Origin of the sequence: Rhodococcus sp. BH5 (genome assembly GCF_027583855.1) — a bacterium.
Classification (GTDB): Bacteria; Actinomycetota; Actinomycetes; order Mycobacteriales; family Mycobacteriaceae; genus Rhodococcus_F; species Rhodococcus_F qingshengii.
Genome location: NZ_JAJHVW010000001.1, coordinates 1,233,122 through 1,254,956 on the forward strand (window position 1 = coordinate 1,233,122; position 21,835 = coordinate 1,254,956).

A 21,835-nucleotide genomic window follows, 5' to 3' on the forward strand; every position below is an offset into this window, starting at 1 on the left:
ATCGAAATCTTCTATGATTTTGGCATGCTCGATCTAATTCGGCTGAGGGTCCTGGTCGCTGTTGCACAGGAAGGGTCGGTGACAGCCGCCGCCGATTCTCTCGGTTACGCGCAGCCCTCCATCAGTCACCACCTTCGACAGCTCGAATCGGAAGTCGTGGTTCCACTGTTCCAGCGAGCGGGTCGTGGACTGCGCCTGACGGACGCCGGCGCAGTGCTGGTTCGGCGAGCCACCGAGATCCTCGGCCACGTCGACGCAGCGGTAGCCGAAGTCCAGACGTACGCAGGACTGAGGGCCGGGCGGGTACGACTGGCCGCATTCCCGTCAGCCCTGGCGAGTTTGATTCCGCAGGCGATGGCAGCGTTCACGTCCCAGTACCCCGATGTGTCCATCAGCCTCGTTGATGCAGAACCACCCAAAGCACTTGCACTGCTCCGTAACAACGATGTCGACGTAGCTGTTGTCTTCGCGCACGAGGACACCCCTGAAGTCGGGCTCAAGCAGGTCGCGCAGACGACTTTGCTGGAAGATCCGTTGTACCTGATCACCTCTGCACGGAATGCAGATGCCACCAACGAGATCACGGACTACGCCGGTGAGACCTGGATTGCCGGTTGCCCGAGCTGCCGAGCCCACCTCCTCACCGCTTGCAATCGAGCTGGATTCATTCCGCGGATCGAGTTCGAGACCGACGACTACGTCGCCGTCCAAGCCCTGGTCGCCTCCGGAAGCGGGGTAAGCACCCTTCCGGCCCTCGCCCTCCAGGCACATCAGAACCCGAGTATCCGCGCACACCGCATACCCGGCGAGCGACGCACTGTCTCCGTCGCAACCTACGGCAAACCTCCACTTGCTCCCGCGATCGACGCGTTCGTCAGAACTCTGACAGCGATATCCGAATCCATGCGTGAGCGCGTCGAATTGGATGGGCACCAAGATAACCGGTGACCTCAGGTCCGGCCGACCACCGCGACTATCAGTGCGGCAAGTTCGCTTCGAGCATCGTCGGGCGAGAGCGCTCCCGCTACCGCCGCATGCGAGAGTGCCTCTGCAGCACCGAATATTGCGGTCATCGAAGGTTGCGCAAGTCCTCCGCCCGCACCAAAGGGAGTCAGCACCTCCCGACATCGTTCGGAATAGGCGTGTTCCGATTCACGCTTGACCCGCTCCAGCTCGGGCGAACCCTCCAGCGCTGCAAGCACACCCGTCAGTTCACGCCCCTGCGCCAGCGAACATCCGACGTAGGAGTCGGCGATGGCATTCGCGCGTCCGTTCAGAGACTCATCCGCGGCATCGAGATACTCCTCGAGCATCACCGTCTGACGATCGTCGAATTCCTTGAAGAGGGCTGCCAACAACGCGGCGCGAGAGGCGAAATGGCTGTATACAACCGGCTTTGCAACGCCGGCACGTTCAGCCAACCGACCAAGGGTCAGCGCGTCCGCACCCTCCTCTCGCACCAACGCCCACGACACCTCCACGAGTTGTTCGTACCTGCCGGCTCGCGACAGTCTCGTACGTGCCATCGGACACCTCCTTGCGCTATATACCAATAGTAACCTACTCTTAGTACATAAGCGCACCATCTACCGAAGGACGCTCATGACCACACTCCTCGTAGTCTCCCACCCCGATCCCCAGTCACTTACCCAGCATGTCGCCCGTTCTACCGCCGACGCGATCCGCGACCTGGGCGGCGACGTCGACTTCGCGGACCTACATGCCGAGAATTTCGATCCCCGATTCGCCGAAGCCGATGTGAACCTGTTCCGCGGCAAAGGGACTCCCCCGGCCGACGTTGTAGCCGAGCAGGAGCGAATCGATCGTGCAGACGATCTGATTCTCGTGTTTCCGATGTACTGGTGGTCGATGCCCGCACTACTCAAAGGTTGGATCGATCGAGTCTTCGTCAGCGGATGGGCTTACGAATTCACCCCGGGAAGCGAATTCGTGAAGAAACTGGACCGACTCACCGTCCACCTGATTCCAGTCGCAGGTGACGACGCCGAGAGTTTCGACCGACACGGCGTGTACGAGGCCTTCTGGACACAGATCGAACGCGGAATCATCGAATATTGCGGTGCCACACTGGGATCGACAACCTTCGTTCACGAGTCGGACACGAAGAGCCGAGACGTCCTCGCCGCAGAAATCCACGACCTCAGCGAAAGCATCGCGTCCCGTGTCGCCTACCCTGCGACCGCGACTTCCCGTTGACGGTCAAAAACGGTCAACTGGCGCTTGACCGGCCCGTGGCCGCCCAGTAGCGAAGCGTGTCTCCCGAATGGCCGAGGTTGCGCGACAACTGATCAGCTGGGCGCACGCTATCGAGAAGTCCCCCGCACGCTTCGATTGCCCTACGCGAACCCGCGTTGGTCTCGTCGCACGTAATCAGGACGCCACTGAGCCCCACCGGGTCGCCGGCATACGTGAGCACTTCCCGCAGAGCAGCCGACGCTATCCCTTTCCGCCGTTCCGACGGCCGAATCCCGTAGCCGATATGACCACCAAGATCAGCCAAGAACTCATTCAAGCTGTGTCGCAACTGGATAGCACCGAGATACCTGCCGTCTCGCACGATCCACCAGTTGGTTGCCGGGACAATGTCGGGCCCCGGCAACGCCTCGGGCTGCGCCAACAACTCCTGAACCCACTGCCCGAATCCATCGCGGGAGGCAAGGTCGAGATCCAGACGTTGCGCAACTCCCAACGCCGAACCGGGCTGATCCGCCTGCGGTCCACCCCACTCGTCACGCGACTCCAACCAGGACACCCACAAGGCCTCGTCAGGCGCAACCAAATCGACTGTCATAGCAGCGATGCTACGTCGCACCCGCAATGGTCGAGACTTCACCTCAATCCATCGCAAAAGCACATAGTGTCGATGTATGAGTGGACGATTCACAGCTGGGGTCTTTATCGTCGTCGTCAGTGTCGTCGCCGTTGCGTTGGTTTGGACCGGCGTTCGAGACTATGAATCTTTCACTCCACCGGTCGCGACGGTGGTCGATCGGGCAGACTGCCTCGCCCCTGATATCACCGCCGCGCTCGTAGCCCCCGAGGCACGCGACAGCAGCATCGCACTTCGCCCCGAGGGAAGTGGTTACCCGCCTCCTGATTTCAGCCCCGTTGCCGTTGTTCGATGCGAACGCGGAGAAACGTCCGACGGTGGGTTGACCATCGACTCCGTACGCCTCGAGGGGGACATCCACGCGATGGACGATGCATTCCGCGAACAGTCTCGTCGATTTCCTGCCAACGTCCGGGCCGACTGCGCGTACCGTCTCGTCCCGCCAGCCGGTTTGTGGCTGGTAGACGAAGCAGGAGCAGCCATACGCCCTACCTGGCCGACCGCGCCCTGCGGACTGCAAGAGAAACCACACGCAGCCCTGAGCCAACTACATGAGATCAGCCGCGCGCAGCATCCGGTCGACGGCATCTCCTCCGATGATGCCGGAACCTGCGCGGAGTCGATCGGACAACCGTTCGCGACGACCACTGAAGCTGACATGAGTCGCATGGCAGAACACGAAGACACTCACGCGCGCCCACTGACGGAAACAGCTTTGGCTACACCGATTTCCGACGTCGGCAGACTACGGGTGTGCCGCTATTCCACCGAACCGCCGCTGCCCGAGTCCCGAATCCGCTTGTCACGCCAGCAGAGTACTGATCTGATGGAGGTTGCATCCACCGCGCCACCTGCAGGCCCATGCGATCTCGTCGCCCATCACATCGCTTCGATCGACGTACTTCGTCCCGACGGATCGGGCGGCACGCGGATGGCAGTCGAACTCGACGGATGCCAACGCGTAAACCTCCTCGGACAACGTCAATTACCGCCCGCAGTCATTGCGCTCCTGTTGCAGTAGCGATGACCCACACCCGAGTTCATCGAGACTGATCGTAGAAAACCGACGATGAAATCACAGGTCTCGAATCGCCGTGACCACAACTGGCCTGACCGGCTTGGGCGCCGCGCCGCAACTCGGTGGACGCGGCTCGAGTTCGGAGAGTGCCGTCTCCACCGCCCATCGCCGGCCGTCCACATGTGCGACGACGCATGTCCCGTCACTCGCCTGCTCGATGACAGCCAAGTCGTCGATTCTGCAGGTTATTTGCTGTCGCACAGCAATTTCCGAAGCCTGCCCCGCAGGAGACCAACAACTCCGTCCACGCAGGCCTGGCAAATGGACCTGATCTCGGGAAGCCACCTCCACGGCCGTGACACTCTCACTTGCGGACAGACGGCCGTACGTATTGCCGCTCGGCAACAGGATCATCGACGGCGCGAATCGGTGCCCGCCGGTATGCGAACACTCCCACACCTGGGGTCCGAAGGACGACATCAGCGCTGCGGCGATCGGCCTGCCGAATACAGCGCAGCACTGGTCGCGCTTGCCGTGTGCGCAAACCAATACGACTGGCTCGGTCACTTGCTCGCCCAGTCCTGGTGGCGGCCCATCCAACAAGAAGAAATCGACGTCGAGTAATTCCATCGGCGAATCGATGTGCAACCTTTCACACCATGAGTCGCTCGGATCGGAGCGCGCAAGCAGGACGGTGTGTCCATCAGCCATCGGATCGGTGCGCCCGGGTCGCCGAACGAACATGATTCGTACGTTCGCTGCATCGGCTCGGCGGCTCAACTCGGCGGCAAGCTCCTCCCCCAAGGCCGTACCGTCCAACACGTCACGACCCCACGCGGCATTGAATTCGAGGCATACCCAGCCCTGCACGACGGCAGCGCTGCCTGCCAGCGGTTCATCGACAGCAGACAGCGCGGAACAGGTTTCGGCTTCGATCACGAGGCCCATTGTGTCAGCCTCGCTGGGTGTCGATTCGCAAGTCCCTGTGGCCCAGTGACGCGGCAGCTCAGTAGAACTTCTTGCCCTCCGCAAGCTGGTTCACGAACTTCTCGATCCGCCTGGCTCGCGTCTCCGGACGCTTTGCCTCCTGCAGTCGGTACGCGATGGTGAATCGGTTGGTGGAATTGAGCGTCGCGTAGAACTCACGAGCCTTCGGGTTTTCCGCGAGCGCATCGAGAAAGTCTTTCGGGACCTCGGCCTTGGCTGATCCCTCGTACGCGCGATCCCATCGACCGTCGGCCTTGGCCTTCTCGATCTCGGCGATGCCGGAAGGCTCGAGAAGTCCCGCAGCGTCGAGGCGGGCGACTATCTCGACGTTGCGTTTGGACCACGGACTCCGCGCGGTGCGTCGTGAAAACTTCTGTACGAAGAAATCGTCGTCGATTCGCCGTGCGAGGCTGTCGATCCAGCCGAAGCACAGGGCAACGTCCAACGCTTGGTCGTAGTCGATCGAACTGTGCGACGAGGTCTTCTTGGCCATTTTCAGCCAAAGGCCGGGGACCACCTCGTGGTTCTCGGACAGCCATCGACGGAACTCTGCTCCGTCAGCGAAGTATTCGGTGCCGAGTTCGACTGCCATCAGTGCTCCTCATTTTCGCGATACCCATACTCTGACAAAACCCTGCGACAAATATCCGAGAGTTCCGAGTGCGAGCACCCATTTGGCAATACTGACGGTCGAAGCGGCGCGAACCCTCGAGTCGGTGATCCTGTCGCGATGATCGAGGAAATGGAGTCCGACCACGTTCTCGACGTAGTCGCCGGCCGCCGACAGTACGGGCACTACGGCAAGGGCGCGCCGAGTTGCCGGGGAAAGGGGAACCCGCTCCCCGAGCCTCGTGCCCGCTGACCGCAAAGCCATCGCGTAGATCGCGGGATGTACGAAGTCGGGGTAGTAGTGACTACGAAATCGTGCCGTGGCCTCTGCGTCCATGGAGTCCAATATTTCGACGTACCGGCGAGCAGAGAAGGCCGTCTGCACTTCCAATACTTTGGGAGCCACCGGCCCGAGTAGGCGAGCAATATTCGCTTGTGAGACAACAAAAGCGGTGGTCCACAGTGCCATCGCCTTCGCAGATCCAGTTGGTGCCATGCCACGATCGTGCCATCTTCGCACAACAGAACGGAACGGCCCGACGGAAGAGCTCGCCTCAAATGTGAATGAGGTTGTAAAAAGCGGGCATTCCGTATCGATCATCGGTCCGATAGCGGGGAGCGCGCATGTCGCCCAAATCCAACCCGACTGTTCTGTTCATCCACGGACTTTGGATGCACCCGACCACCTGGGACCCCTGGGCGCAGGTTTTCAGCGCGCAGGGGTACTCCACAATGGCGCCGGGATGGCCAGGGGACGCGTCGACCGTGGGTGAGACGCGTGAACACCCGGAAGACATCGCGGGACACGGCATCGAGGACGTGACGGATCACTACGCCAAGGTGATAGCCGATCTCGACGAGCCACCGATCGTGGTGGGGCATTCGTTCGGAGGTTTGATCGCGCAGAAACTGCTGGGCCAGAAGTTGGCGACCGCGGCAATTGCCATCGACCCGGCTCAGCCCAAAGGGGTGTTGAAACTTCCCCTCGTTCAACTGGGCAGTGTTTTCCCGGTCCTGTCCAACCCCGGGAACTACCGGAAGGCGTACTCACACAACAGAGAGTCGTTCCACAAGTCCTTCGCCAGTGCCGTGTCCAAGGACGAGTCCGACGCCTTGTTCGAGCAGTATGCGATTCCCGCCCCTGGTCGGCCGTTGTTCGAGGCAGCACTCGCCAACTTCGCGCCCCACAGCCCCGCTGCAGTAGATTTCAACGCCCGCCGCGGGCCACTCCTGATGATCGGCGGCGGCAAGGATCGCACAGTCCCGAAGGCCAGTTCGGACAGCTCGTTCAAGAAGTACGCCAAGGCCCCGACGATCAACGAATACAAGGTCTTCGGCGATCGAGGTCACTCGCTGACCATCGACCACGGCTGGCGTGAGATCGCGGACTACAGCCTTGCCTGGCTCGACAAGCAGGGCATGAGCCCGCCGCAAGGCAAGCACGAAAGTCAGTCTCAGCCGAAAGCTTGAAAACGACGGCGGTACACCTGCGGCGAGATTCCGAGATGCGTCGAAAATGCTCGTCGTAGGGATTCCGAACTGCCGAATCCCGCCAATTGCGCGGCTTCGGTCACCGAGTGGCCGGCATCGAGGAGCGCTTTCGCGGAGTCGAAACGGATCAACTCGACGTATTTGGCCGGCGTCGTACCGAGTTCTTCCCGAAAGAGCCTCGTCAGATGCCGTGGGCTCAGGTGCGCCAGGGCAGCCAGTTCGTCGACCGAGTACTCCCCCGCCGGATCGGCGGCCACCGCCTCGACCACTGCGCGAAGCGCGGGCACCCGGGGCCGCGGCCCGCTCAACGACGGCGAGAACTGTGACTGCCCACCTGGACGTTGGAGAAATACCACCAGAAGCTGTGCGACACGTCGGGCCATTTCTGCACCCTGATCTCGCTCGAGCAATGCGAGCGCGAGGTCGATCCCGGCGGTCACACCCGCCGACGAGAACACCGTGCCGTCCTGGATGAAAATGGCGTCGGGAACTACCGTGATCTGCGGATAGGCGCGCGCCAGCGTTGCCGTGTGTTGCCAATGCGTCGTTGCGCGGCGTCCATCGAGCAGTCCACTCGCCGCCAGGATGAATGTCCCGGTACAGATCGAGGCAACCCGACCCGAACGTCTCGCAAGATCGCTCGCTGCCTCACGCAATTCCGGACTCACCGGCATCGACGGGAACACGTCGCCACCCATGACCAGCAACGTGTCGAAGGAACCGGAATCTGCGACGTCACAGTCGACCGGAATGCGCATGCCGGTCGACGAGTCGACATCGTGTCCACCCACCGAGCAGATCACCAACTCGTAGTTCGCTCCGCCGCGATTGGCCTCTGCGAACACCTCGCTCGGACCTGCGACGTCGAGCAGTTTGACGCCGTCGAACACCAGGACGGCAACTCGATGCACTGCGGTCACGATCGCTCCCCTTCGTCCTGATCTGTGGACAGTATGGCCGAGATCAGGGTGCGCCCGCGTGCGTGCTCGACCGACACTGGGACAGACCGAGAAATTCGCAGTAGCGACGAGCAGAGCAGGTACCGATGAACACGATCATTGCCGGTGTGAAAATCCCCGATTCGAAGATGGCTGCCGACGCCACCGAACTCGTCCGAGATACGGCGTCCGAGTTACTGTTTCACCACTCGCGACGCGTCTTCCTCTTCGGATCGCTGCAAGGCGCGCGTTTGGGACTGCACGCCGACCCCGAATTGCTCTACGTCGGCGCCATGTTTCACGACCTGGGGCTCACCGAGAAATTCCGGGACAGTACGGCGCGATTCGAATTGGACAGCGCGGACGAAGCGCGGCGATTCCTCACCGGCTACGAAGTCGACGAAACCGACATCCGCAAAGTGTGGGAAGGCATCGCTCTACATACGACGCCCGAGGTCCCCTCGCGGCTGGAGCCCGAAATCGCCTTGGTGACAGCGGGTGTGGAGACCGATGTACTCGGAATCGGATACAGCGAACTCGACCAGGCCGACATCGACGCCGTCACCGCGGCCCACCCCCGTCCGGATTTCAAGAATCAGATCTTGAAGGCCTTCACCGACGGCTTCAAGCACCGTCCCGAAAGCACGTTCGGGACGGTGAACGCTGACGTACTCGAACATTTTGTCCCGGGATTTCGGCACATCGATTTTGTCGAGGTCATCCAGAACTCGGCTTGGCCCCAATAGAATTCGCAGTCATTTGGCCGCCTCACTCATCGCAGCGGCATCTTCTGCCCCGAACTTTTCCTCGAGGGTCTCCGGCGAATAGTCGAGGTCGATCTCGGCGACGTCGCGCCCGCGTGCAGACTCGATCGCCGAAAGTCGGCGCTGCGCACGGTCTGCGGCATACTCGAGGAACTCCTGATTGTCCAAACCGAACGGCTGCACCTCGAATTGATCGTTGACCCAGTTGATCATTCCGAGGGCCATGGGCATGAGTTCACCCATCCGCTGCTGAACGACGTCCCAGTTGTGATCGTCGGCGGCGACGTGCCTTCGGCAGGTGAACGTTCCCCAAGCCATGTGCCGTCGTTCGTCGTCACCGATCTTTCGCACCAATTGCTGCATGCCAGGGAGGATTCCGCGCGTCGCACAAACTTTCTGCCAGGCGTAGTAACCCGTCAACGCCAGACTGCCCTCGATGACGTGGTTGTACGTGACGCTGGCACGCACCTGGTTGACCGGGCTGGGGTCTGTCTCGAGAATGCGTAGCGACGACGGCAGCTCCTCGTAGAACAGTTGCCGGTAGTATGGATTGTCAGCGACGTAGGAATGCAGGTCACTGGTCAATCCCACTTCGTCCATCCACAGCCGAAACACCTGGGTGTGCTTGGCTTCCTCGAAACAGAACTGCGTCAAGTACATCTCGTCGCCGAATCGTCCCTCGGTCGACATTGCTTTCATGAACGGTTGAATGTCTTCGGTGACGGCTTCTTCACCGGCGATGAACTGCGCACACAGGAAGGTGGCGCTGCGCTGTTGTTCGCTGGTCAGCTCCTGCCAGTCACGGGCATCCTGCGAAAAATCGAGGTCGGTTGGGTTCCAGAATTTGGCGTTTCCCTTGGTGAACAATCGGAGTGGGAACGAATCCCAGTTCAACCCTCCCGACCGAAGAGAACTGAAACCTTCTCGCCCCGGCGAGGTGACAGTCATGACATTCCTTCTTCCCGAACCGAAGACAGATGCCCCACCAGCATGCCCGCAGAACTGAAACGTGAATCAGTTTTGACGAAATTCGATCTATTCCTTCAGGGAAACACCCTTGGTCTCCATCACTGCGAAGAGCTTGGCGTTCATCTGAGCTGCCAGATCCGGCCGATACGAACCGATGTTGAGCGGATTGGCGAGATTGTTCAGTTCCAAGGGGTCGGCTTGTAAGTCGTACAGTTCGTATTGCGGCGCAGCAACTCCCGCAGGATCGAAGTACATCGTGTACTTCCAGCGGCTCTCGCGTATGCACCGAATGTGGTTGGGCTGCGTGACGATGTTCTGACCGTCGGGCGTCGCACAGTTCTGATCGTCGTAGGTGAACAGAATCGTGTCCTGAACCTGCGCGCTGGGACTTTTCGGATACGCCGCAGCGTCGACGATGACCGGTGTCAGATCGGTACCCAGGAAGTTCCACGATTGACGCGCAGGCGCTTGGGCGAGTGTGGCGAGAGTGGGCATCACGTCGATCAACGACGCCAGGGCGTCGGTGCGAACGGGTTCGGGAAACAGCAAGGGGTTGCTGATGACCAGTGGAACGCGCAGTGTTTCCTCGTAGGCGTTGAACACTTTCTGCCGCAAACCTCCGTGGCTCATCCCCATCTCCCCGTGATCGGACATCCGAACGATCACCGTGTCGTCGAGCATCTGTGGAGTGGCTTCGATCGCGTCGAGCACGCTGCCGATGTGTTCGTCGACCACCTTGTGCATATAGGCGTAGAAGTTGATGTAGTTACGCGCCTGATCGGGTCCGAGCAGCGGCCCGAGCCCGGCTGCCAACAGCAGTTCCGACTGAACCTGGGCTGTCGGTTTGTGATTGAGCGCCAGGATCTCGTCGAAGGTGGGCGGCAAGTCGATACCCTGCTCGAAGGCGCCTGGCGCGTCCGATCCGTAGTTGTCGCACGTGCCGTTCATCGCGTTCCACGTCTGGGGGTACGCGAGGACATCGTGCGGGTTCACGAACGAGACGATCAGCGCCCAAGGCTGTCCGGATGCGACTGCGGGTCCGGAGAGAAACTCGACAGCTTCCTCGGCGACACGGCGATCATGGTCTGCGCACCCGCCACCGAAGTGATCCGGATTGGTGTCCTGGCCCGCGTCCGGCGGAATCCACCCCTCGAAGCCGAATCCTGCCACGTCCTCGCTTGTCGGATCACCACCCTCGACGCCTTTGCTCAGATGCCATTTCCCCCGGTACTGGACGTTGTAGCCGGCCGACGCCAGCAGCTTTGCCATGTTCTGTTCGGAGACCTGCAACTGTGGCTCGGTGGGTGAGACAGTGCCACCTTCGGTGAGCGTTCTGGTGACCCCGTGCTGCGCGGGGTAGAGGCCGGTGAAGAACGTACTGCGACTGGGCGAGCACATCGCGGTGTTGCACACTGCCTGGTCGAAACTCAGCCCGTGATCGGCAATCCTCTTGCGGTTGGGCAGATTCTGTTCAGCCCAGCCTTGTGGCCAGTACATCGGCCGGCGTTCCTGATCGGTGATGATGACAACGATGTTGGGTTTCTGCGGAAACCGATCGGCAGGTGCTGCTTGTACCGGCACCGCGCTCACCGCGCCGGCCGCGACGTCTGCCACTCCCGCGAGGACAAGGGCACCGACGCCACCGAGGAACGTCCGGCGCGGCAATGAATGACAATGCGGGGCTGGAACGTTCTCTGGGTTCACGGGCGTCGTCCTCTCGGAGGCGTTGTCGCCCCAGAGTTGACCGAATCACTCTTCGCTACACATGCGCGAGCAAACTGCCCGTGCGCTGATCAGTTCGATAACCCGATCCGCACAGCGCAGCGGATCCGGTGTCCGGCCGATACCGAGGGTGTCGACTATCGAAATCGTCCTTCGCACATCAGCCTCCTCGACACCCCACGACCAACCGAAGTCGTGATTCCAGAGCAGAACTGCGTTCTTCCCCGGATGGTTTCGGGCATGAACGGGGAGAACGATCACCGCATCCGTGCTCGGACCCTGCGGCCATCGAACTGTCTCACCGTGAACGGATCGTGCTACCGCGTCGACGTATTCGTGTGCGGACCAGTCGTTGCCGTTGGTATGCATGGAAGTACATTCGGTGCCACACACGTTTCGGATGGGTTCGTGGCATCACCGATCGAGTATTGCGCTTTCAGGAAATGAACGGCAACACAACGGATTCGAATTGGCGATGACCGTCGCGGTGGACACTGTGGCCGGTACGGAAAGAGACCAATTCGCAGCGTGCGACGGTGGCTGCAACAGCGTCGAGGCGAACAGGATCCACCATCCCGCCCAGACCTCCACGCAGGAACAACATGTCAGCCTCGATGAGCGGCAACCGATCCCACCACTGCGGATCCGGTCGGCGGAACTGCTCGAGCGCGGACCGCGTCATCGAGCGATCGAACGTCAACGCGGCTCGCGGATGCCGCACCAAACTTGTTGTGGCGTGCCACAGTTCTGGGACACTCGGCAATTTCCTCGCGAACACCTGTTCCGGGTCACCCGCACGTAGTGGTAACGGCGCTTCCTCGATGACCAACTTCCGCACCGCGGTGGGACGTTTCTGCGCGATCAACGACGCCGCGTGCCCGCCGAGCGAGTGGCCGACCAGATCCACCTGCTCGAGTTCGAGATGATCACACACGTCCATGACGTCGTCCGCGAACTCCTCGAACAGATACGACGACGCACGAGCGCTCCGGCCGTGGCCGCGAAGGTCGACCGAGACAACTCGCCGGTTGCGTGATCGCAAGGTCCGCGCGAACTTGTCCCAGGTACCGCTGTCGCCGCCCATCCCGTGCACGAGGACTACCGGAGGCAGATCGGCCACACTGGGATGCGAGCCGGAATCGCGGTAGCTGATCTGGACCCCGCCGGCACTTCGTACGTTAGCGACACTCACGAGTTCCCAGGATAGACCCGTCCTCACGGATTGCTGACGCGGTCAGCCGAGGCTGCAACTCCCCTGGTCGCGTGACCTCGTCGTAGCGACCGAGTCCGATCCTCGCGATGTTTCGCAGCGACTCGCTTGCATCGGCGAAGTAGCCGCAATGCCCTCGAACGGCTCCGGTACCGAAAACAATGGCTCCGTGCTGCGCCCGAACTGGAGACGGGCCGTGGCCGATGCGGCCGATCTTCACGCGTGGGAAGTAGCGGATCCAGTCCGACGGACCAAGCGCAGCCCAGAGATTTCCGGCAAAGCACAGGTCTTCGCGCGAACTGGTCCCCATCCCCGGACTACCCAGCACCACGCAATCGTCCACTCGCGCCGACGGGAGAGCGAGTCCGCACACCACGGCCCCGTAGCTGTGCCCGACGAGCGTCACATGCGCCGATCGCGGCAGGATACGAGTCAACCGCGCCAGATCTATCGCACCAAGTTCTGCAAGTGTCCGGGAGAACGACTCGAGAAATCCCCACGGCGTCCGATAACCGACCCACACGATCACCGCGACGCGGTCGTTCGGCCCGAGCGTTCGGAGCATCCTTCCCAGTGTCCATCCGCTCGCGCGTGGTCCTGTCGGACGGTTCTCGTCGAAGTAGTTTCCCAGTCCGTTGTCGTTGCCCGGCACGAAGATCATGATGTGCTCGGCTGTGGCGACATCGCCGAACACCTCCACGATCCGGCCTTCGCCGGACTCGTCGTATGCCAGAAGTTGTGCGTCGCGTAGCTCCATCGGCTCGTAGTGAAGTCGATCGGTTCCGGAAACGTCAGCTCGACCCGCCGTTTTCATGACACTCCTCGCGAAGAGTTGCAACGACGAGAATCATTGCAACAGTGAGTTTTTGAATGTCATCAACGCTAGGCGCCCGATGGCGTCGGTGCGATGGCGCCAGCGCCCCTACTGTTCGTACAGTCGACTCGACCATGTCCGGTACAGCTGGCTGTACCTACGAGCTCATTCGTACACGCCCTCCACCGACCATCCACCGCCTTCACAGATCATCAGCAACGCCCGCGATTCCTCCAACAGCACCTGAGCCCGCGCGGCCGTGCGCGCCGAGGCTGCGTCCCACCATCGCTCGTCCACCGGCCAGGGCCCGGCCCATCCCTGCACTGCCCATTCCTTGCTCCCCCACTTCAGCCTTCCCGGCTGCGAGCTGAAGACACCGCGCTCAGTGACGTACACGGCGTTGCCGGCCACATCCTCCAGCCATACCTTGGGATTGTCGACGAAGATCGACCCCGGAGACGGCTGCGGCAGACGACCAGGCCACGGGGCTGTCGGATCATGAGCAGCTACCCGCTCGTCACCCAAGGGCAACAGGGTAATTCGCTCCGAGGGCCCTCGACCACCGCTCAGGACACCGACCTGAACCGATTCGCCGCCCAGAAGACCTTGCACGCGCACCAATGCTCGCCTGGCCCGCTCCTCCTCGTCGCCGACACCGCCCCACAGCCCCAACTGCAAAGCGCCGGCACTGACCACCTCCACCGGTTCCAGACGCAACACCGCTATGCCTGCGGTCGGCCGGGTCCCACTGCGCCCGGTGAGCCAGCCGTCCAGTTGCCATCGCACTCGATCGGCCGTTCCCTCCGGTGTCAGAGGTTCGGCGCAACGCCAAGTCCGAGAAAGATTTTCACCGTTGCCCGTGCTGGCCGAAATCGACAGGCGGGTGCACGCCACTGCGGCAGCCGACAATTTGTCGTGCAGGAGACTCGCCAAGGCGCGCCCGGCAAACGCTGCGGCATCCACCCGCTCGATCGACGGATCGTAATGCTGCTCCACTTCCAGATCCGGCGGAAGCGTCCGCGCCGACGGTGGCCGCTCGGGTTCACCGCGCGCCGCACGATGCGCGAGCACCGCATCGGCCCCGAAACGCGAAGCGACGTCCACTGCCGGTAAATCCGCGAAAGCACCGATGGTTCTGATCCCGAGCCTGCGCAGCAGATCCACCAACTCCCCGCGATGCGGCGCAGACAGACTGGGCTCGGCCGCCAACTCCGGCATGGGTAGCGGCGCCAGAAACCGTGCCCCCTCCCCCGGCGGCACCAGCGCTGCCCGGCGCGCGGCGATGACCGCTGTGGACAGTTGATCCGCCACACCCACCTGACTCTCGACGCCCGCAGCAGATGCCTGATCCACCAATCGTTCCGCCGCGGCTTCCTCCGAACCGAAGTACCGACTGACACCTCGCGCACTGAGCACCAACAAACCAGGACGAAGTACCTCGACGCCCGGTGCCACCGCATCGATGGCCGCGGCGACCGGCTCGAACAATCTGGCGTCGCGTTCCGGATCTGCCATCGCCACATACAGTTCCGGGCAGCGGGCCTGCGACTCGCGTCGGCGCAGGCCTCGTCGCACTCCCTCCGCGCGGGCCGTCGCCGAACATGCGATCACCCGATTACCCGAGGTGACTGCGACAGGATGCGTGGCAGGAAGATCGGCAAGCGCTGCCGCTGCCACCGCCGGCCAGTCCGGGCACCACAACGCCAGAACTCTGCTCACAGTGACACCACCCGCGACGACACCACCTGCTCCGACACGGCCTCGACCGGCCGGGAAGGTACCCACTCGACCCGCCCGGCTGCACTGCAGATGTCCAGACGCGTGGTCCGGGGCTGGAACGAGCGCCCCCGAGCACGAACCGCGAGGCTCAGGGAACTGAGCCGACCACGCCCCAACTCACGGCCCTGACCGAACCCACCGTAACCATGAACCCGAGCGTCCAACCGAACTTCGGCCCCGTCCCAGTGACCTTCGGTGACAACAAGAGTCGAGCCCTTGCTCCGGGCGCGCGCCACCACCGCTCGCGCACGCGACGGGGATACCGACGCACCCGCCAATCCCAGAATCACCAGATCCATACCGTCGAGCAGCACAGCAGCGATCTCGACCGGATCCGGCCCAGGCGCCGGAATGAGCGCCAGACGTTCCAGTTGCGCACCCATCTCGTACGCCGCCAGCAATCCCAGTCGAGGTTGCCCGATGACTGCCACATGCCCCCCGGACGCCGTCACGGACGCGACCAATCCCAAGAGCAAGGAAGCAGCGCCCTCGACGGACACCACGGTTCCGCGCACCAAACCGCCCTGCGGTAGCAATGCCCCGATACCTTCCGGCACTGGGAGAACACCAGCCTTGTGCGCGCGGTTCACGACCGGTATGTCCCGGTCGGCAACACTCTCGAAGGCTGCTGCACTTGTCCCGGAAACACCAGCCACGGAAACACTCGGTCCCGAAAACGACGTATCGCCGCGAGAGGGAATGGACGCGATCTGTCGGCGGAGCTGTGCCAGCCGATCCTGACGGGACAACCCCGCCGCATCTGCCGACAGCTCCACCAACTCGGTCACCTCGGTCATCCCCATCCTCCGGAACACCGGAAAAACTCACTCGGCAGCAATCCATAACCAGCCGGCAAACCGCGGGGAAGTCGGGTCTGACATGCATCCAACGAACAGCAATTTCGAACATATTTTCGAACTGTTTTCAGTAAACCGTGTCACCCCCGACACGTCAAGCAGAGCAAAAAACCCAGTTCACAGGAGCCTCGAGCGTCACAGTGGCATCAATCCATTAACCTTGAGATGTGACAGCTCAGGAGCAGACCGGGAGGGGCATCGGGCCCGAATACCTGCTGGCGGGGCGGTACCGACTCCGCTCCAAGATCGGCGACGGAGGCATGGGCGCCGTCTGGCTGGCCCGCGACACCCTCCTCAGCCGTGACGTCGCGGTGAAACAGGTCACAAGCACGGAAGGCCTCGACACCGAAACGGCCGAAGAGGTCCGTGAACGTACATTGCGCGAAGGCAGGAACGCCGCAAAGCTCACCCACCCCCACTCCATCGCCATGTACGACGTCGCGATCGAGTCCGGTGAACCGTGGTTGGTCATGGAGTACTTCCCCGCCCGCAGCCTCGCCCAGGCGATGAACCTGGCCGACACGTTGCCACCGCTGGAGGTCGCGCAGATCGGCGCGCAGATCGCTGCGGCACTCACCGAGGCGCACGCCGCCGGCATCGTCCACCGCGACATCAAGCCCGGCAACATCCTGATCGCCGACCGAGGCAAGTCTCTCGGCACCGTCAAGATCAGTGACTTCGGCATCGCCCGCGCAAAGAGCGACGTATCCGACACCCAGGACGAGGTCATCACCGGCACTCCCGCGTACTTTGCACCCGAAGTTGCCCGCGGCGACGATCCCACCGAGGCCAGTGACGTCTTCTCACTCGGGTCGACGCTCTACACGGTGATCGAGGGTCAACCGCCCTTCGGCATCGACTCGGACGCCATCGCTCTACTGCATCGTGTCGCCAAGGCCGAGATCTACCGACCCACCAAGTCCGGACCGCTCACCGACGTTCTCCTTCAGCTCCTCGAGCCGGACCCCACCCGTCGGCCGACGATGGCGCAGGCACGCGACGCGCTCGCTGCAGCCGCGACGGGCGGTGGCACGATCGAGCAGTTGATCGACGCTCCCGTCTACTCGTCCGAAGGCGCCGTGCCGGCGTGGGCTCACCGCACCACACAACTCGCCGACCCACACCGCCGCAATCGCCTGACCGGCTCCACGATCACCGGACTGCCTGCAGTGCAACAGAACACGCCACTGCGGAACGTCCCCAGCCCCATGGACATGTTCTCCTGGCCGCCGCGGATACCGACCGGCCCCGCCGATGCCAGCACCCGCGACAAGGTAGTGGCCTGGGCTCCCCTCGCCATGACAGGCATGGTTGCCGTCATCATCTTGGCCGCACTGATCGTCGTCATCCTGGTATTCACGGCCTGACCGGACGCTCTACGCGGGCAGAATGTTTGCGTTGAGGTGAAACACGTTGTCCGGGTCGTACTTCGCCTTGACGGCGGACAATCGCGCGTACTTCGCCGCACCGTAGGACGCTCGCACTCGGTCCTCGTCGACATCGGTCATGAAGTTGACGTACCCGCCTTGATTGGACGAGAACGGACGCAAGGCTTCCCAGGTCTCACGCACCCACGATCGATCCAATTCCAGTGTCCCGGCATCGGTGGCCGTAGCCGTCATGTTGCACACGTAATGTGGTGTGCGAGAACCACCGAACGCAGTGTCGTCCTCGCCGACGGAGGTGAAAGCTCCCTGCAGCGGAAAGATCGGCATGAAGGACATCGGCGACGATTTCTTGCCCGCTTGCTCGGTCAGAACATCGATCACGGCGTCGGAGAAATCCACCAGGTCCAAGGCCTTCTCATAGGCGTATGCACCCCATGGTTCCGATTCGTCGAGCATCGACTGTAAACCGATGTACGGGAGCGGGGTGACGAACTCGAACAGCGTCGGCACGCCCTCTCGAATCGGCGCAATCGCGTTCGAGTGTTCCTCTTCCGATCCGAAACCGGCTACCAGCAACGCGTATCCGGGCAGCAGGTGAAACTGATCCGGAACAAACGGTGCCGGAGGCGCGGACAAACCGACGGCAACCATCGCTCCGGCATTTCTCGGCAGGGCAGGCACCACTTCGCGGCACAGACGAAGCGCTGCGGGTCCGTCCTCCATCCCCCAGAAGAACAGTCCCAGATGCACTTCCGGACCGATCTCGCTCAGACGGTACTCGAACTCGGTGACCACTCCGAAGTTTCCGCCGCCGCCGCGCAGCGCCCAGAACAAGTCGCTGTGATCGTTCTCGGAGGCCCGCACGATCGAACCGTCGGCGAGCACCACCTCTGCCGACACCAGATTGTCGATCGCCAGGCCGAGCGTGCGCGTCAACCACCCCATGCCGCCGCCGAGGGTCAGGCCACCGACGCCGGTATCACTGATCACTCCACCGGTCACTGCCAATCCGTGTTCCTGCGTCGCGGCGTCGAGGTCGGCAATCGTCGCACCACCACCGACCCTGGCTCGCTTCGCGGACGGGGCGACACTGACTACGTTGATCGCACTGAGATCGATCATCACACCGCCTTCACACACCGAGGTACCTCGGTAGGAATGCCCACCACCTCTGACCGAAACCTCCAACGAATGGGCTCTGGCAAATGCAAGTGCCACAGATACATCCGACGCCGACCGGCACCTGGCGATCACCGCCGGACGATGATCGATCTGCCCGTTCCAGATCGACCTGGCGTCGTCGTACTCCGGATCTCGGGGGCTGAACACAGAACCCGTGATCGCCGATTTCAGTGGCGCGAACTCGACCGTCGTCATCATGCACCGCCCTCGTCGGGTGTCGCGGTGAGAAGCAGGTATTCCCACTCCATCACGAACGGCTCGCTTCCGCTGCCGTACTTCTTTGCCAACTCGAGCAGATCGCGATCGAGCGCCTGTGTGCGGTCAGGATCGCCGGCGATGTTCCGGTACACCGCGATGGTCGGGCCGTAATTCTTCTTGAAGAAATCGCGGAAATCTTCCGGCCCGCTGAATGTGTCCACACGAAGTACGTCTTTCCTTGCGGCAACATCGCCGAGCAGATCACGAACATGGTTCTCGTCGCCCCACAAAGGCGCCGGCTGCGAACCAGGAGGCGGGGGCGGTGCATACGGCTTCATCGTTTTGAACATCTCGCCGATGAACCCCGTCGGAGTCCAACTCAGCACTCCGATCTTTCCGCCGGGTCGGCATACTCGCAAAAGTTCGTCCGCGGCGCGCCGATGATGCGGGGCAAACATCACACCGACGCACGAGAGCACTACGTCGAACTCGTTGTCGCCGAACGGAAGAGCCTCGGCGTCGGCCTCCTGCCAATCGAGTTCGACACCCGCGAGTGCCGCGGCCTCCCGTCCTGCCACGAACAGTTCGGGAGCCAGGTCGGTGGCGATCACCTGCGCACCCAGCGCAGCCGCCGGAATGGCGGCGTTGCCGGACCCCGCCGCGACGTCGAGCACCCGATCTCCTTTCTGCACGCCGCATTCACGCACCAATACAGGTCCGAGTTCCGCGATGACCTGCGTCGCCACCGCCGGATAGTTACCGAGCCCCCACATTGCCCGGTGCTTGGCCTTCAGCTCCCGGTCCAACCCGAGAGTCCCCGTTGATTCACTCATTACCGTTCTCCTTCAATAATTTTCGTACTCGGAGCCCGACAGCGTTCATGCCGTTACTCCGACGCTACGACGACGGTTCACTCCTCTCCAGTACGAAATCTGTACCGGAGCACCCCGGAGGCCTACGATCGAGAGATGGGGTCCTCGTACCACCAGTTCTGCCCCGTCGCCAAGGCGATGGAGCTACTCGACGAGCGGTGGACACTGCTTCTCCTCCGCGAACTGATCATGGGAAGCGAACATTTCAACGATCTCCGCCGCGGGCTCCCGCGAATGTCACCGACTCTGCTCTCGACCCGGCTTCACCAACTCGCGGTCGCCGGCATCGTGGAGCGAGAAGAAACCGACTGTGTCGTCAGCTATCGTCTGACCGACGCCGGCCGTGAACTGCGCCCTGTGGTCGAAGCTCTCGGCATCTGGGGTACCAGGTGGATCGGTGAACTGGGCGACGAAGATCTGGATCCGAAACTGCTGCTGTGGGACATGCATCGCCGCGTGGATCATTCCGTGGTGCCTGAAGGCAAGACCGTGGTGCACTTCGCATTCTCCGGAGTACGTGGACATTCGCGGAACTGGTGGCTCGTCATCAATTCCGGGGAGGTGGACATGTGCGATATCGATCCGGGTTTCGACGTTGCAGTGTCGGTCTCTGCGGGCTTGCGACAGATGACCGAGATCTGGCGAGGTAACCTGACCTGGTCGGACGCCATACGGTCCGGTGACGTCACCATCTCTGGGCCTACTGCGTTGCGTCGTAGCTTGCCTTCGTGGTTCGAGCTGTCGACTTTCGCGTCGATCCCGCGCCCCGCGTAGCGCGCGCTCACCAGCCCCGTTCCGTCCTGTTACAGAGCTGTTGCAGACCGTGACACCGTCGACGAACGGTGACCACCTGCCGGTGACACTGACCGAGAAGTCTCTGTTGTATGCCCAGCCACCGCGGAATCATCCGCTTCGTCGCACTCGGTGCAGTCGTGCTCGGTGCGGTCGCGCTCAGCTCCTGCTCGTACACAGAAGAAGCACAACCGAAGAGCGGTAACTACCTTGCCACTCAGCCTGATTCAGGACCCTCAGGCGGCGAGATCGAGGACGGCATCAGCTTGCAGGACACTCATGTGCCCGCGCTTGCCCGTCTCGATTCCGCACTGCTCGCGGCGCTCCAGTCGGCAGCGGCCGACGCACAGGCATCCGGCGTGGACATGCACGTCACGTCGGGTTGGCGGTCCGCGGCATACCAACAGCGACTGTTCGACGAAGCCGTCGTCAAGTACGGCAGCGTGGACGAAGCGTCCAAGTGGGTGCACTCGCCGAGCCTGTCCAAGCATGTCAGTGGACAGGCCGTCGACATCGGACCGACCGACGCCGACGACTGGCTCATTCAGCACGGCAGCGATTACGGCCTCTGCCAGACCTACGCCAACGAGATGTGGCATTTCGAATTGGCAACCACTCCTGGCGGGGAATGCCCGCCACAACTGAGCAACCCCTCGGACGAGAGAGCGGAAGGCTGATCATGACACGAGTCAAACCAGCGAGACTGATTGCCGCACTGGCAGTCTTGATCCTCGGAGTCGTCGAATTCGAATTGGCGGTCAACACCACCGGTGGTCAGATCGTCGACCAACAACTCATGGTGGGCGCGGCCACCTCCGAACGCCTCAGCGTGTTCTCCGCCGAGTTCATCGGCCTCGTCACCCCGATACTGATAGTGGGAGGAGTGCTCGTGGCGCTCATGATCACATTGCGCAACAACCCGATTGCGCTAGCCTTACGCGTCGTCGTCGTGACCCTCGGCCCCATCACGACAGCCTGGGTTCTCAAACAATCGCTGAATCGACCGGACCTGAACGGTCTGGTGATGCACAATTCCTTCCCCAGCGGCACTTTGACGGCCATAGCTGCTCTGGTCTGCGCGATCGTGATCGTCACGCCCTCGAGGTGGCGGGCGGTCGTTGCGGTCAACGGTGCGCTGATCACCATCGGAACCGCGATCTCGGTAGTCGTGCTGCAATGGCACCGCCCGAGCGACGTGATCGGTGCACTACTGCTCGTCGGCTGCTACACCCTCGCTGTGTCGGCATTTCCCTTGAACACCAGCGTCGCCCGGCATGCGGTGCTGGCAGACTCAGGCAACGAGCGACTCTCGCGAGTGTGACCCCTGTACCCTTGGCTGACCGAGATTTCTCCGACCGCAGAAGGCCCCTGATCATGGCGAGTCCAAGGTGAGC

The 21,835-nt window shown here is 62.2% G+C and carries 24 protein-coding genes; 9 read left to right on the forward strand and 15 right to left on the reverse strand.

Annotated features, from left to right (window positions below):
* Positions 1-24 precede the first annotated feature (24 nt).
* A complete protein-coding gene (locus RhoBH5_RS05670) occupies positions 25-948 on the forward strand; it encodes a LysR family transcriptional regulator (RefSeq protein ID WP_270008023.1) in 924 nt (307 codons plus the stop codon).
* 2 nt (positions 949-950) lie between these two features.
* Here the strand turns inward: RhoBH5_RS05670 and RhoBH5_RS05675 are convergent, their stop codons facing one another.
* Complete coding sequence (locus RhoBH5_RS05675; RefSeq protein ID WP_042449699.1) at positions 951-1,526, reverse strand: TetR/AcrR family transcriptional regulator; 576 nt, start codon at positions 1,524-1,526, stop codon at positions 951-953.
* A 76-nt stretch (positions 1,527-1,602) separates the two neighbouring features.
* Between RhoBH5_RS05675 and RhoBH5_RS05680 the strand changes: the two genes are divergently transcribed.
* Positions 1,603-2,217, forward strand: a complete 615-nt coding sequence (locus RhoBH5_RS05680; RefSeq protein WP_270008024.1) for an NAD(P)H-dependent oxidoreductase — start codon at positions 1,603-1,605, stop codon at positions 2,215-2,217.
* Between the two features lie 13 nt (positions 2,218-2,230).
* Here the strand turns inward: RhoBH5_RS05680 and RhoBH5_RS05685 are convergent, their stop codons facing one another.
* The gene (locus RhoBH5_RS05685; protein ID WP_073512445.1) at positions 2,231-2,812 is read right to left on the reverse strand and encodes a GNAT family N-acetyltransferase; all 582 of its coding nucleotides are present in this window, start codon (positions 2,810-2,812) and stop codon (positions 2,231-2,233) included.
* Positions 2,813-2,888: 76 nt separating this feature from the next.
* Here RhoBH5_RS05685 and RhoBH5_RS05690 point away from each other — a divergent pair, with 76 nt between their 5' ends.
* A complete protein-coding gene (locus tag RhoBH5_RS05690; protein WP_270008025.1) occupies positions 2,889-3,872 on the forward strand; it encodes a hypothetical protein in 984 nt (327 codons plus the stop codon).
* A 54-nt stretch (positions 3,873-3,926) separates the two neighbouring features.
* On the opposite strand, the gene RhoBH5_RS05695 is transcribed toward RhoBH5_RS05690, so the two are convergent.
* Genes RhoBH5_RS05695 through RhoBH5_RS05705 form a run of 3 tightly spaced genes read right to left on the reverse strand, consistent with a single transcriptional unit; the run spans position 3,927 to position 5,961 of the window.
* Positions 3,927-4,817: a sucrase ferredoxin gene (locus RhoBH5_RS05695; RefSeq protein WP_270008026.1), complete on the reverse strand. Its 891-nt coding sequence runs from the start codon at positions 4,815-4,817 to the stop codon at positions 3,927-3,929.
* Between the two features lie 58 nt (positions 4,818-4,875).
* The gene (locus RhoBH5_RS05700) at positions 4,876-5,448 is read right to left on the reverse strand and encodes a YdeI/OmpD-associated family protein (RefSeq protein ID WP_007727476.1); all 573 of its coding nucleotides are present in this window, start codon (positions 5,446-5,448) and stop codon (positions 4,876-4,878) included.
* 9 nt (positions 5,449-5,457) lie between these two features.
* Positions 5,458-5,961, reverse strand: a complete 504-nt coding sequence (locus tag RhoBH5_RS05705) for a hypothetical protein (RefSeq protein WP_075832765.1) — start codon at positions 5,959-5,961, stop codon at positions 5,458-5,460.
* A 128-nt stretch (positions 5,962-6,089) separates the two neighbouring features.
* Here RhoBH5_RS05705 and RhoBH5_RS05710 point away from each other — a divergent pair, with 128 nt between their 5' ends.
* Positions 6,090-6,935 (forward strand): alpha/beta hydrolase, encoded by an 846-nt coding sequence (locus RhoBH5_RS05710; protein ID WP_003940761.1) that lies wholly within the window; start codon positions 6,090-6,092, stop codon positions 6,933-6,935.
* Here the strand turns inward: RhoBH5_RS05710 and RhoBH5_RS05715 are convergent.
* Positions 6,920-7,876, reverse strand: coding sequence for a GlxA family transcriptional regulator (locus RhoBH5_RS05715; protein ID WP_270008027.1), 957 nt, complete (start codon positions 7,874-7,876; stop codon positions 6,920-6,922). The two genes, RhoBH5_RS05710 and RhoBH5_RS05715, sit on opposite strands and share 16 nt — an antisense overlap.
* A 125-nt stretch (positions 7,877-8,001) precedes the next feature.
* Between RhoBH5_RS05715 and RhoBH5_RS05720 the strand changes: the two genes are divergently transcribed.
* Entirely contained in the window at positions 8,002-8,640 is a 639-nt protein-coding gene (locus tag RhoBH5_RS05720; protein WP_007727481.1) for an HD domain-containing protein, read from the forward strand.
* 9 nt (positions 8,641-8,649) lie between these two features.
* Here RhoBH5_RS05720 and RhoBH5_RS05725 read toward each other — a convergent pair whose 3' ends face one another.
* The 7 genes from RhoBH5_RS05725 to RhoBH5_RS05755 form a co-directional block, all read right to left on the reverse strand.
* Positions 8,650-9,606: a R2-like ligand-binding oxidase gene (locus RhoBH5_RS05725; RefSeq protein WP_003940790.1), complete on the reverse strand. Its 957-nt coding sequence runs from the start codon at positions 9,604-9,606 to the stop codon at positions 8,650-8,652.
* An 87-nt stretch (positions 9,607-9,693) separates the two neighbouring features.
* Positions 9,694-11,331 (reverse strand): sulfatase-like hydrolase/transferase, encoded by a 1,638-nt coding sequence (locus tag RhoBH5_RS05730; protein WP_270008028.1) that lies wholly within the window; start codon positions 11,329-11,331, stop codon positions 9,694-9,696.
* Positions 11,332-11,376: 45 nt separating this feature from the next.
* The gene (locus RhoBH5_RS05735; protein WP_042923438.1) at positions 11,377-11,718 is read right to left on the reverse strand and encodes a DUF6292 family protein; all 342 of its coding nucleotides are present in this window, start codon (positions 11,716-11,718) and stop codon (positions 11,377-11,379) included.
* Between the two features lie 67 nt (positions 11,719-11,785).
* Positions 11,786-12,541, reverse strand: coding sequence for an alpha/beta fold hydrolase (locus tag RhoBH5_RS05740; protein WP_030535116.1), 756 nt, complete (start codon positions 12,539-12,541; stop codon positions 11,786-11,788).
* Positions 12,528-13,373, reverse strand: a complete 846-nt coding sequence (locus tag RhoBH5_RS05745; RefSeq protein ID WP_070162768.1) for an alpha/beta hydrolase — start codon at positions 13,371-13,373, stop codon at positions 12,528-12,530. Before RhoBH5_RS05745 ends, RhoBH5_RS05740 begins: the two co-directional genes overlap by 14 nt.
* A 165-nt stretch (positions 13,374-13,538) precedes the next feature.
* The gene (locus RhoBH5_RS05750; RefSeq protein ID WP_047270190.1) at positions 13,539-15,092 is read right to left on the reverse strand and encodes a DNA polymerase Y family protein; all 1,554 of its coding nucleotides are present in this window, start codon (positions 15,090-15,092) and stop codon (positions 13,539-13,541) included.
* On the reverse strand, positions 15,089-15,949 hold the full coding sequence (locus RhoBH5_RS05755; RefSeq protein ID WP_047270228.1) for a hypothetical protein: 861 nt from the start codon (positions 15,947-15,949) through the stop codon (positions 15,089-15,091). Before RhoBH5_RS05755 ends, RhoBH5_RS05750 begins: the two co-directional genes overlap by 4 nt.
* A gap of 227 nt (positions 15,950-16,176) precedes the next feature.
* Here RhoBH5_RS05755 and RhoBH5_RS05760 point away from each other — a divergent pair, with 227 nt between their 5' ends.
* Positions 16,177-17,376 (forward strand): serine/threonine-protein kinase, encoded by a 1,200-nt coding sequence (locus RhoBH5_RS05760; RefSeq protein WP_003940952.1) that lies wholly within the window; start codon positions 16,177-16,179, stop codon positions 17,374-17,376.
* A gap of 9 nt (positions 17,377-17,385) precedes the next feature.
* On the opposite strand, the gene RhoBH5_RS05765 is transcribed toward RhoBH5_RS05760, so the two are convergent.
* Both RhoBH5_RS05765 and RhoBH5_RS05770 read right to left on the reverse strand, forming a co-directional pair.
* Positions 17,386-18,777, reverse strand: a complete 1,392-nt coding sequence (locus tag RhoBH5_RS05765; RefSeq protein WP_047270191.1) for an FAD-binding oxidoreductase — start codon at positions 18,775-18,777, stop codon at positions 17,386-17,388.
* Positions 18,774-19,610: a class I SAM-dependent methyltransferase gene (locus RhoBH5_RS05770; RefSeq protein WP_047270192.1), complete on the reverse strand. Its 837-nt coding sequence runs from the start codon at positions 19,608-19,610 to the stop codon at positions 18,774-18,776. Before RhoBH5_RS05770 ends, RhoBH5_RS05765 begins: the two co-directional genes overlap by 4 nt.
* 135 nt (positions 19,611-19,745) lie before the next feature.
* On the opposite strand from RhoBH5_RS05770, the gene RhoBH5_RS05775 reads away from it, so the two are divergent.
* The 3 genes from RhoBH5_RS05775 to RhoBH5_RS05785 all read left to right on the forward strand — a co-directional run bounded on the left by RhoBH5_RS05775 (position 19,746) and on the right by RhoBH5_RS05785 (position 21,762).
* Entirely contained in the window at positions 19,746-20,423 is a 678-nt protein-coding gene (locus RhoBH5_RS05775; protein ID WP_003940889.1) for a winged helix-turn-helix transcriptional regulator, read from the forward strand.
* A gap of 110 nt (positions 20,424-20,533) precedes the next feature.
* Positions 20,534-21,118 carry a M15 family metallopeptidase gene (locus RhoBH5_RS05780; RefSeq protein ID WP_003940687.1) on the forward strand — a complete coding sequence of 195 codons (585 nt, stop codon included), beginning with the start codon at positions 20,534-20,536 and terminating at the stop codon, positions 21,116-21,118.
* A 2-nt stretch (positions 21,119-21,120) separates the two neighbouring features.
* Positions 21,121-21,762: a phosphatase PAP2 family protein gene (locus RhoBH5_RS05785; RefSeq protein ID WP_003940956.1), complete on the forward strand. Its 642-nt coding sequence runs from the start codon at positions 21,121-21,123 to the stop codon at positions 21,760-21,762.
* The last annotated feature ends 73 nt before the right edge of the window (positions 21,763-21,835 follow it).

Bases quoted from the DNA above. Each gene is read 5' to 3' on its own strand.
- RhoBH5_RS05720 (WP_007727481.1), top strand. From the start codon at position 8,002: ATGAACACGATCATTGCCGGTGTGAAAATCCCCGATTCGAAGATGGCT.
- RhoBH5_RS05680 (WP_270008024.1), top strand. From the start codon at position 1,603: ATGACCACACTCCTCGTAGTCTCCCACCCCGATCCCCAGTCACTTACC.
- RhoBH5_RS05745 (WP_070162768.1), bottom strand. From the start codon at position 13,373: ATGAAAACGGCGGGTCGAGCTGACGTTTCCGGAACCGATCGACTTCAC.
- RhoBH5_RS05775 (WP_003940889.1), top strand. From the start codon at position 19,746: ATGGGGTCCTCGTACCACCAGTTCTGCCCCGTCGCCAAGGCGATGGAG.
- RhoBH5_RS05765 (WP_047270191.1), bottom strand. From the start codon at position 18,777: ATGATGACGACGGTCGAGTTCGCGCCACTGAAATCGGCGATCACGGGT.
- RhoBH5_RS05695 (WP_270008026.1), bottom strand. From the start codon at position 4,817: ATGGGCCTCGTGATCGAAGCCGAAACCTGTTCCGCGCTGTCTGCTGTC.
- RhoBH5_RS05685 (WP_073512445.1), bottom strand. From the start codon at position 2,812: ATGACAGTCGATTTGGTTGCGCCTGACGAGGCCTTGTGGGTGTCCTGG.
- RhoBH5_RS05780 (WP_003940687.1), top strand. From the start codon at position 20,534: ATGCCCAGCCACCGCGGAATCATCCGCTTCGTCGCACTCGGTGCAGTC.
- RhoBH5_RS05755 (WP_047270228.1), bottom strand. From the start codon at position 15,949: ATGACCGAGGTGACCGAGTTGGTGGAGCTGTCGGCAGATGCGGCGGGG.
- RhoBH5_RS05675 (WP_042449699.1), bottom strand. From the start codon at position 1,526: ATGGCACGTACGAGACTGTCGCGAGCCGGCAGGTACGAACAACTCGTG.
- RhoBH5_RS05785 (WP_003940956.1), top strand. From the start codon at position 21,121: ATGACACGAGTCAAACCAGCGAGACTGATTGCCGCACTGGCAGTCTTG.
- RhoBH5_RS05725 (WP_003940790.1), bottom strand. From the start codon at position 9,606: ATGACTGTCACCTCGCCGGGGCGAGAAGGTTTCAGTTCTCTTCGGTCG.
- RhoBH5_RS05710 (WP_003940761.1), top strand. From the start codon at position 6,090: ATGTCGCCCAAATCCAACCCGACTGTTCTGTTCATCCACGGACTTTGG.
- RhoBH5_RS05700 (WP_007727476.1), bottom strand. From the start codon at position 5,448: ATGGCAGTCGAACTCGGCACCGAATACTTCGCTGACGGAGCAGAGTTC.
- RhoBH5_RS05705 (WP_075832765.1), bottom strand. From the start codon at position 5,961: ATGGCACCAACTGGATCTGCGAAGGCGATGGCACTGTGGACCACCGCT.
- RhoBH5_RS05690 (WP_270008025.1), top strand. From the start codon at position 2,889: ATGAGTGGACGATTCACAGCTGGGGTCTTTATCGTCGTCGTCAGTGTC.
- RhoBH5_RS05735 (WP_042923438.1), bottom strand. From the start codon at position 11,718: ATGCATACCAACGGCAACGACTGGTCCGCACACGAATACGTCGACGCG.
- RhoBH5_RS05770 (WP_047270192.1), bottom strand. From the start codon at position 19,610: ATGAGTGAATCAACGGGGACTCTCGGGTTGGACCGGGAGCTGAAGGCC.
- RhoBH5_RS05670 (WP_270008023.1), top strand. From the start codon at position 25: ATGCTCGATCTAATTCGGCTGAGGGTCCTGGTCGCTGTTGCACAGGAA.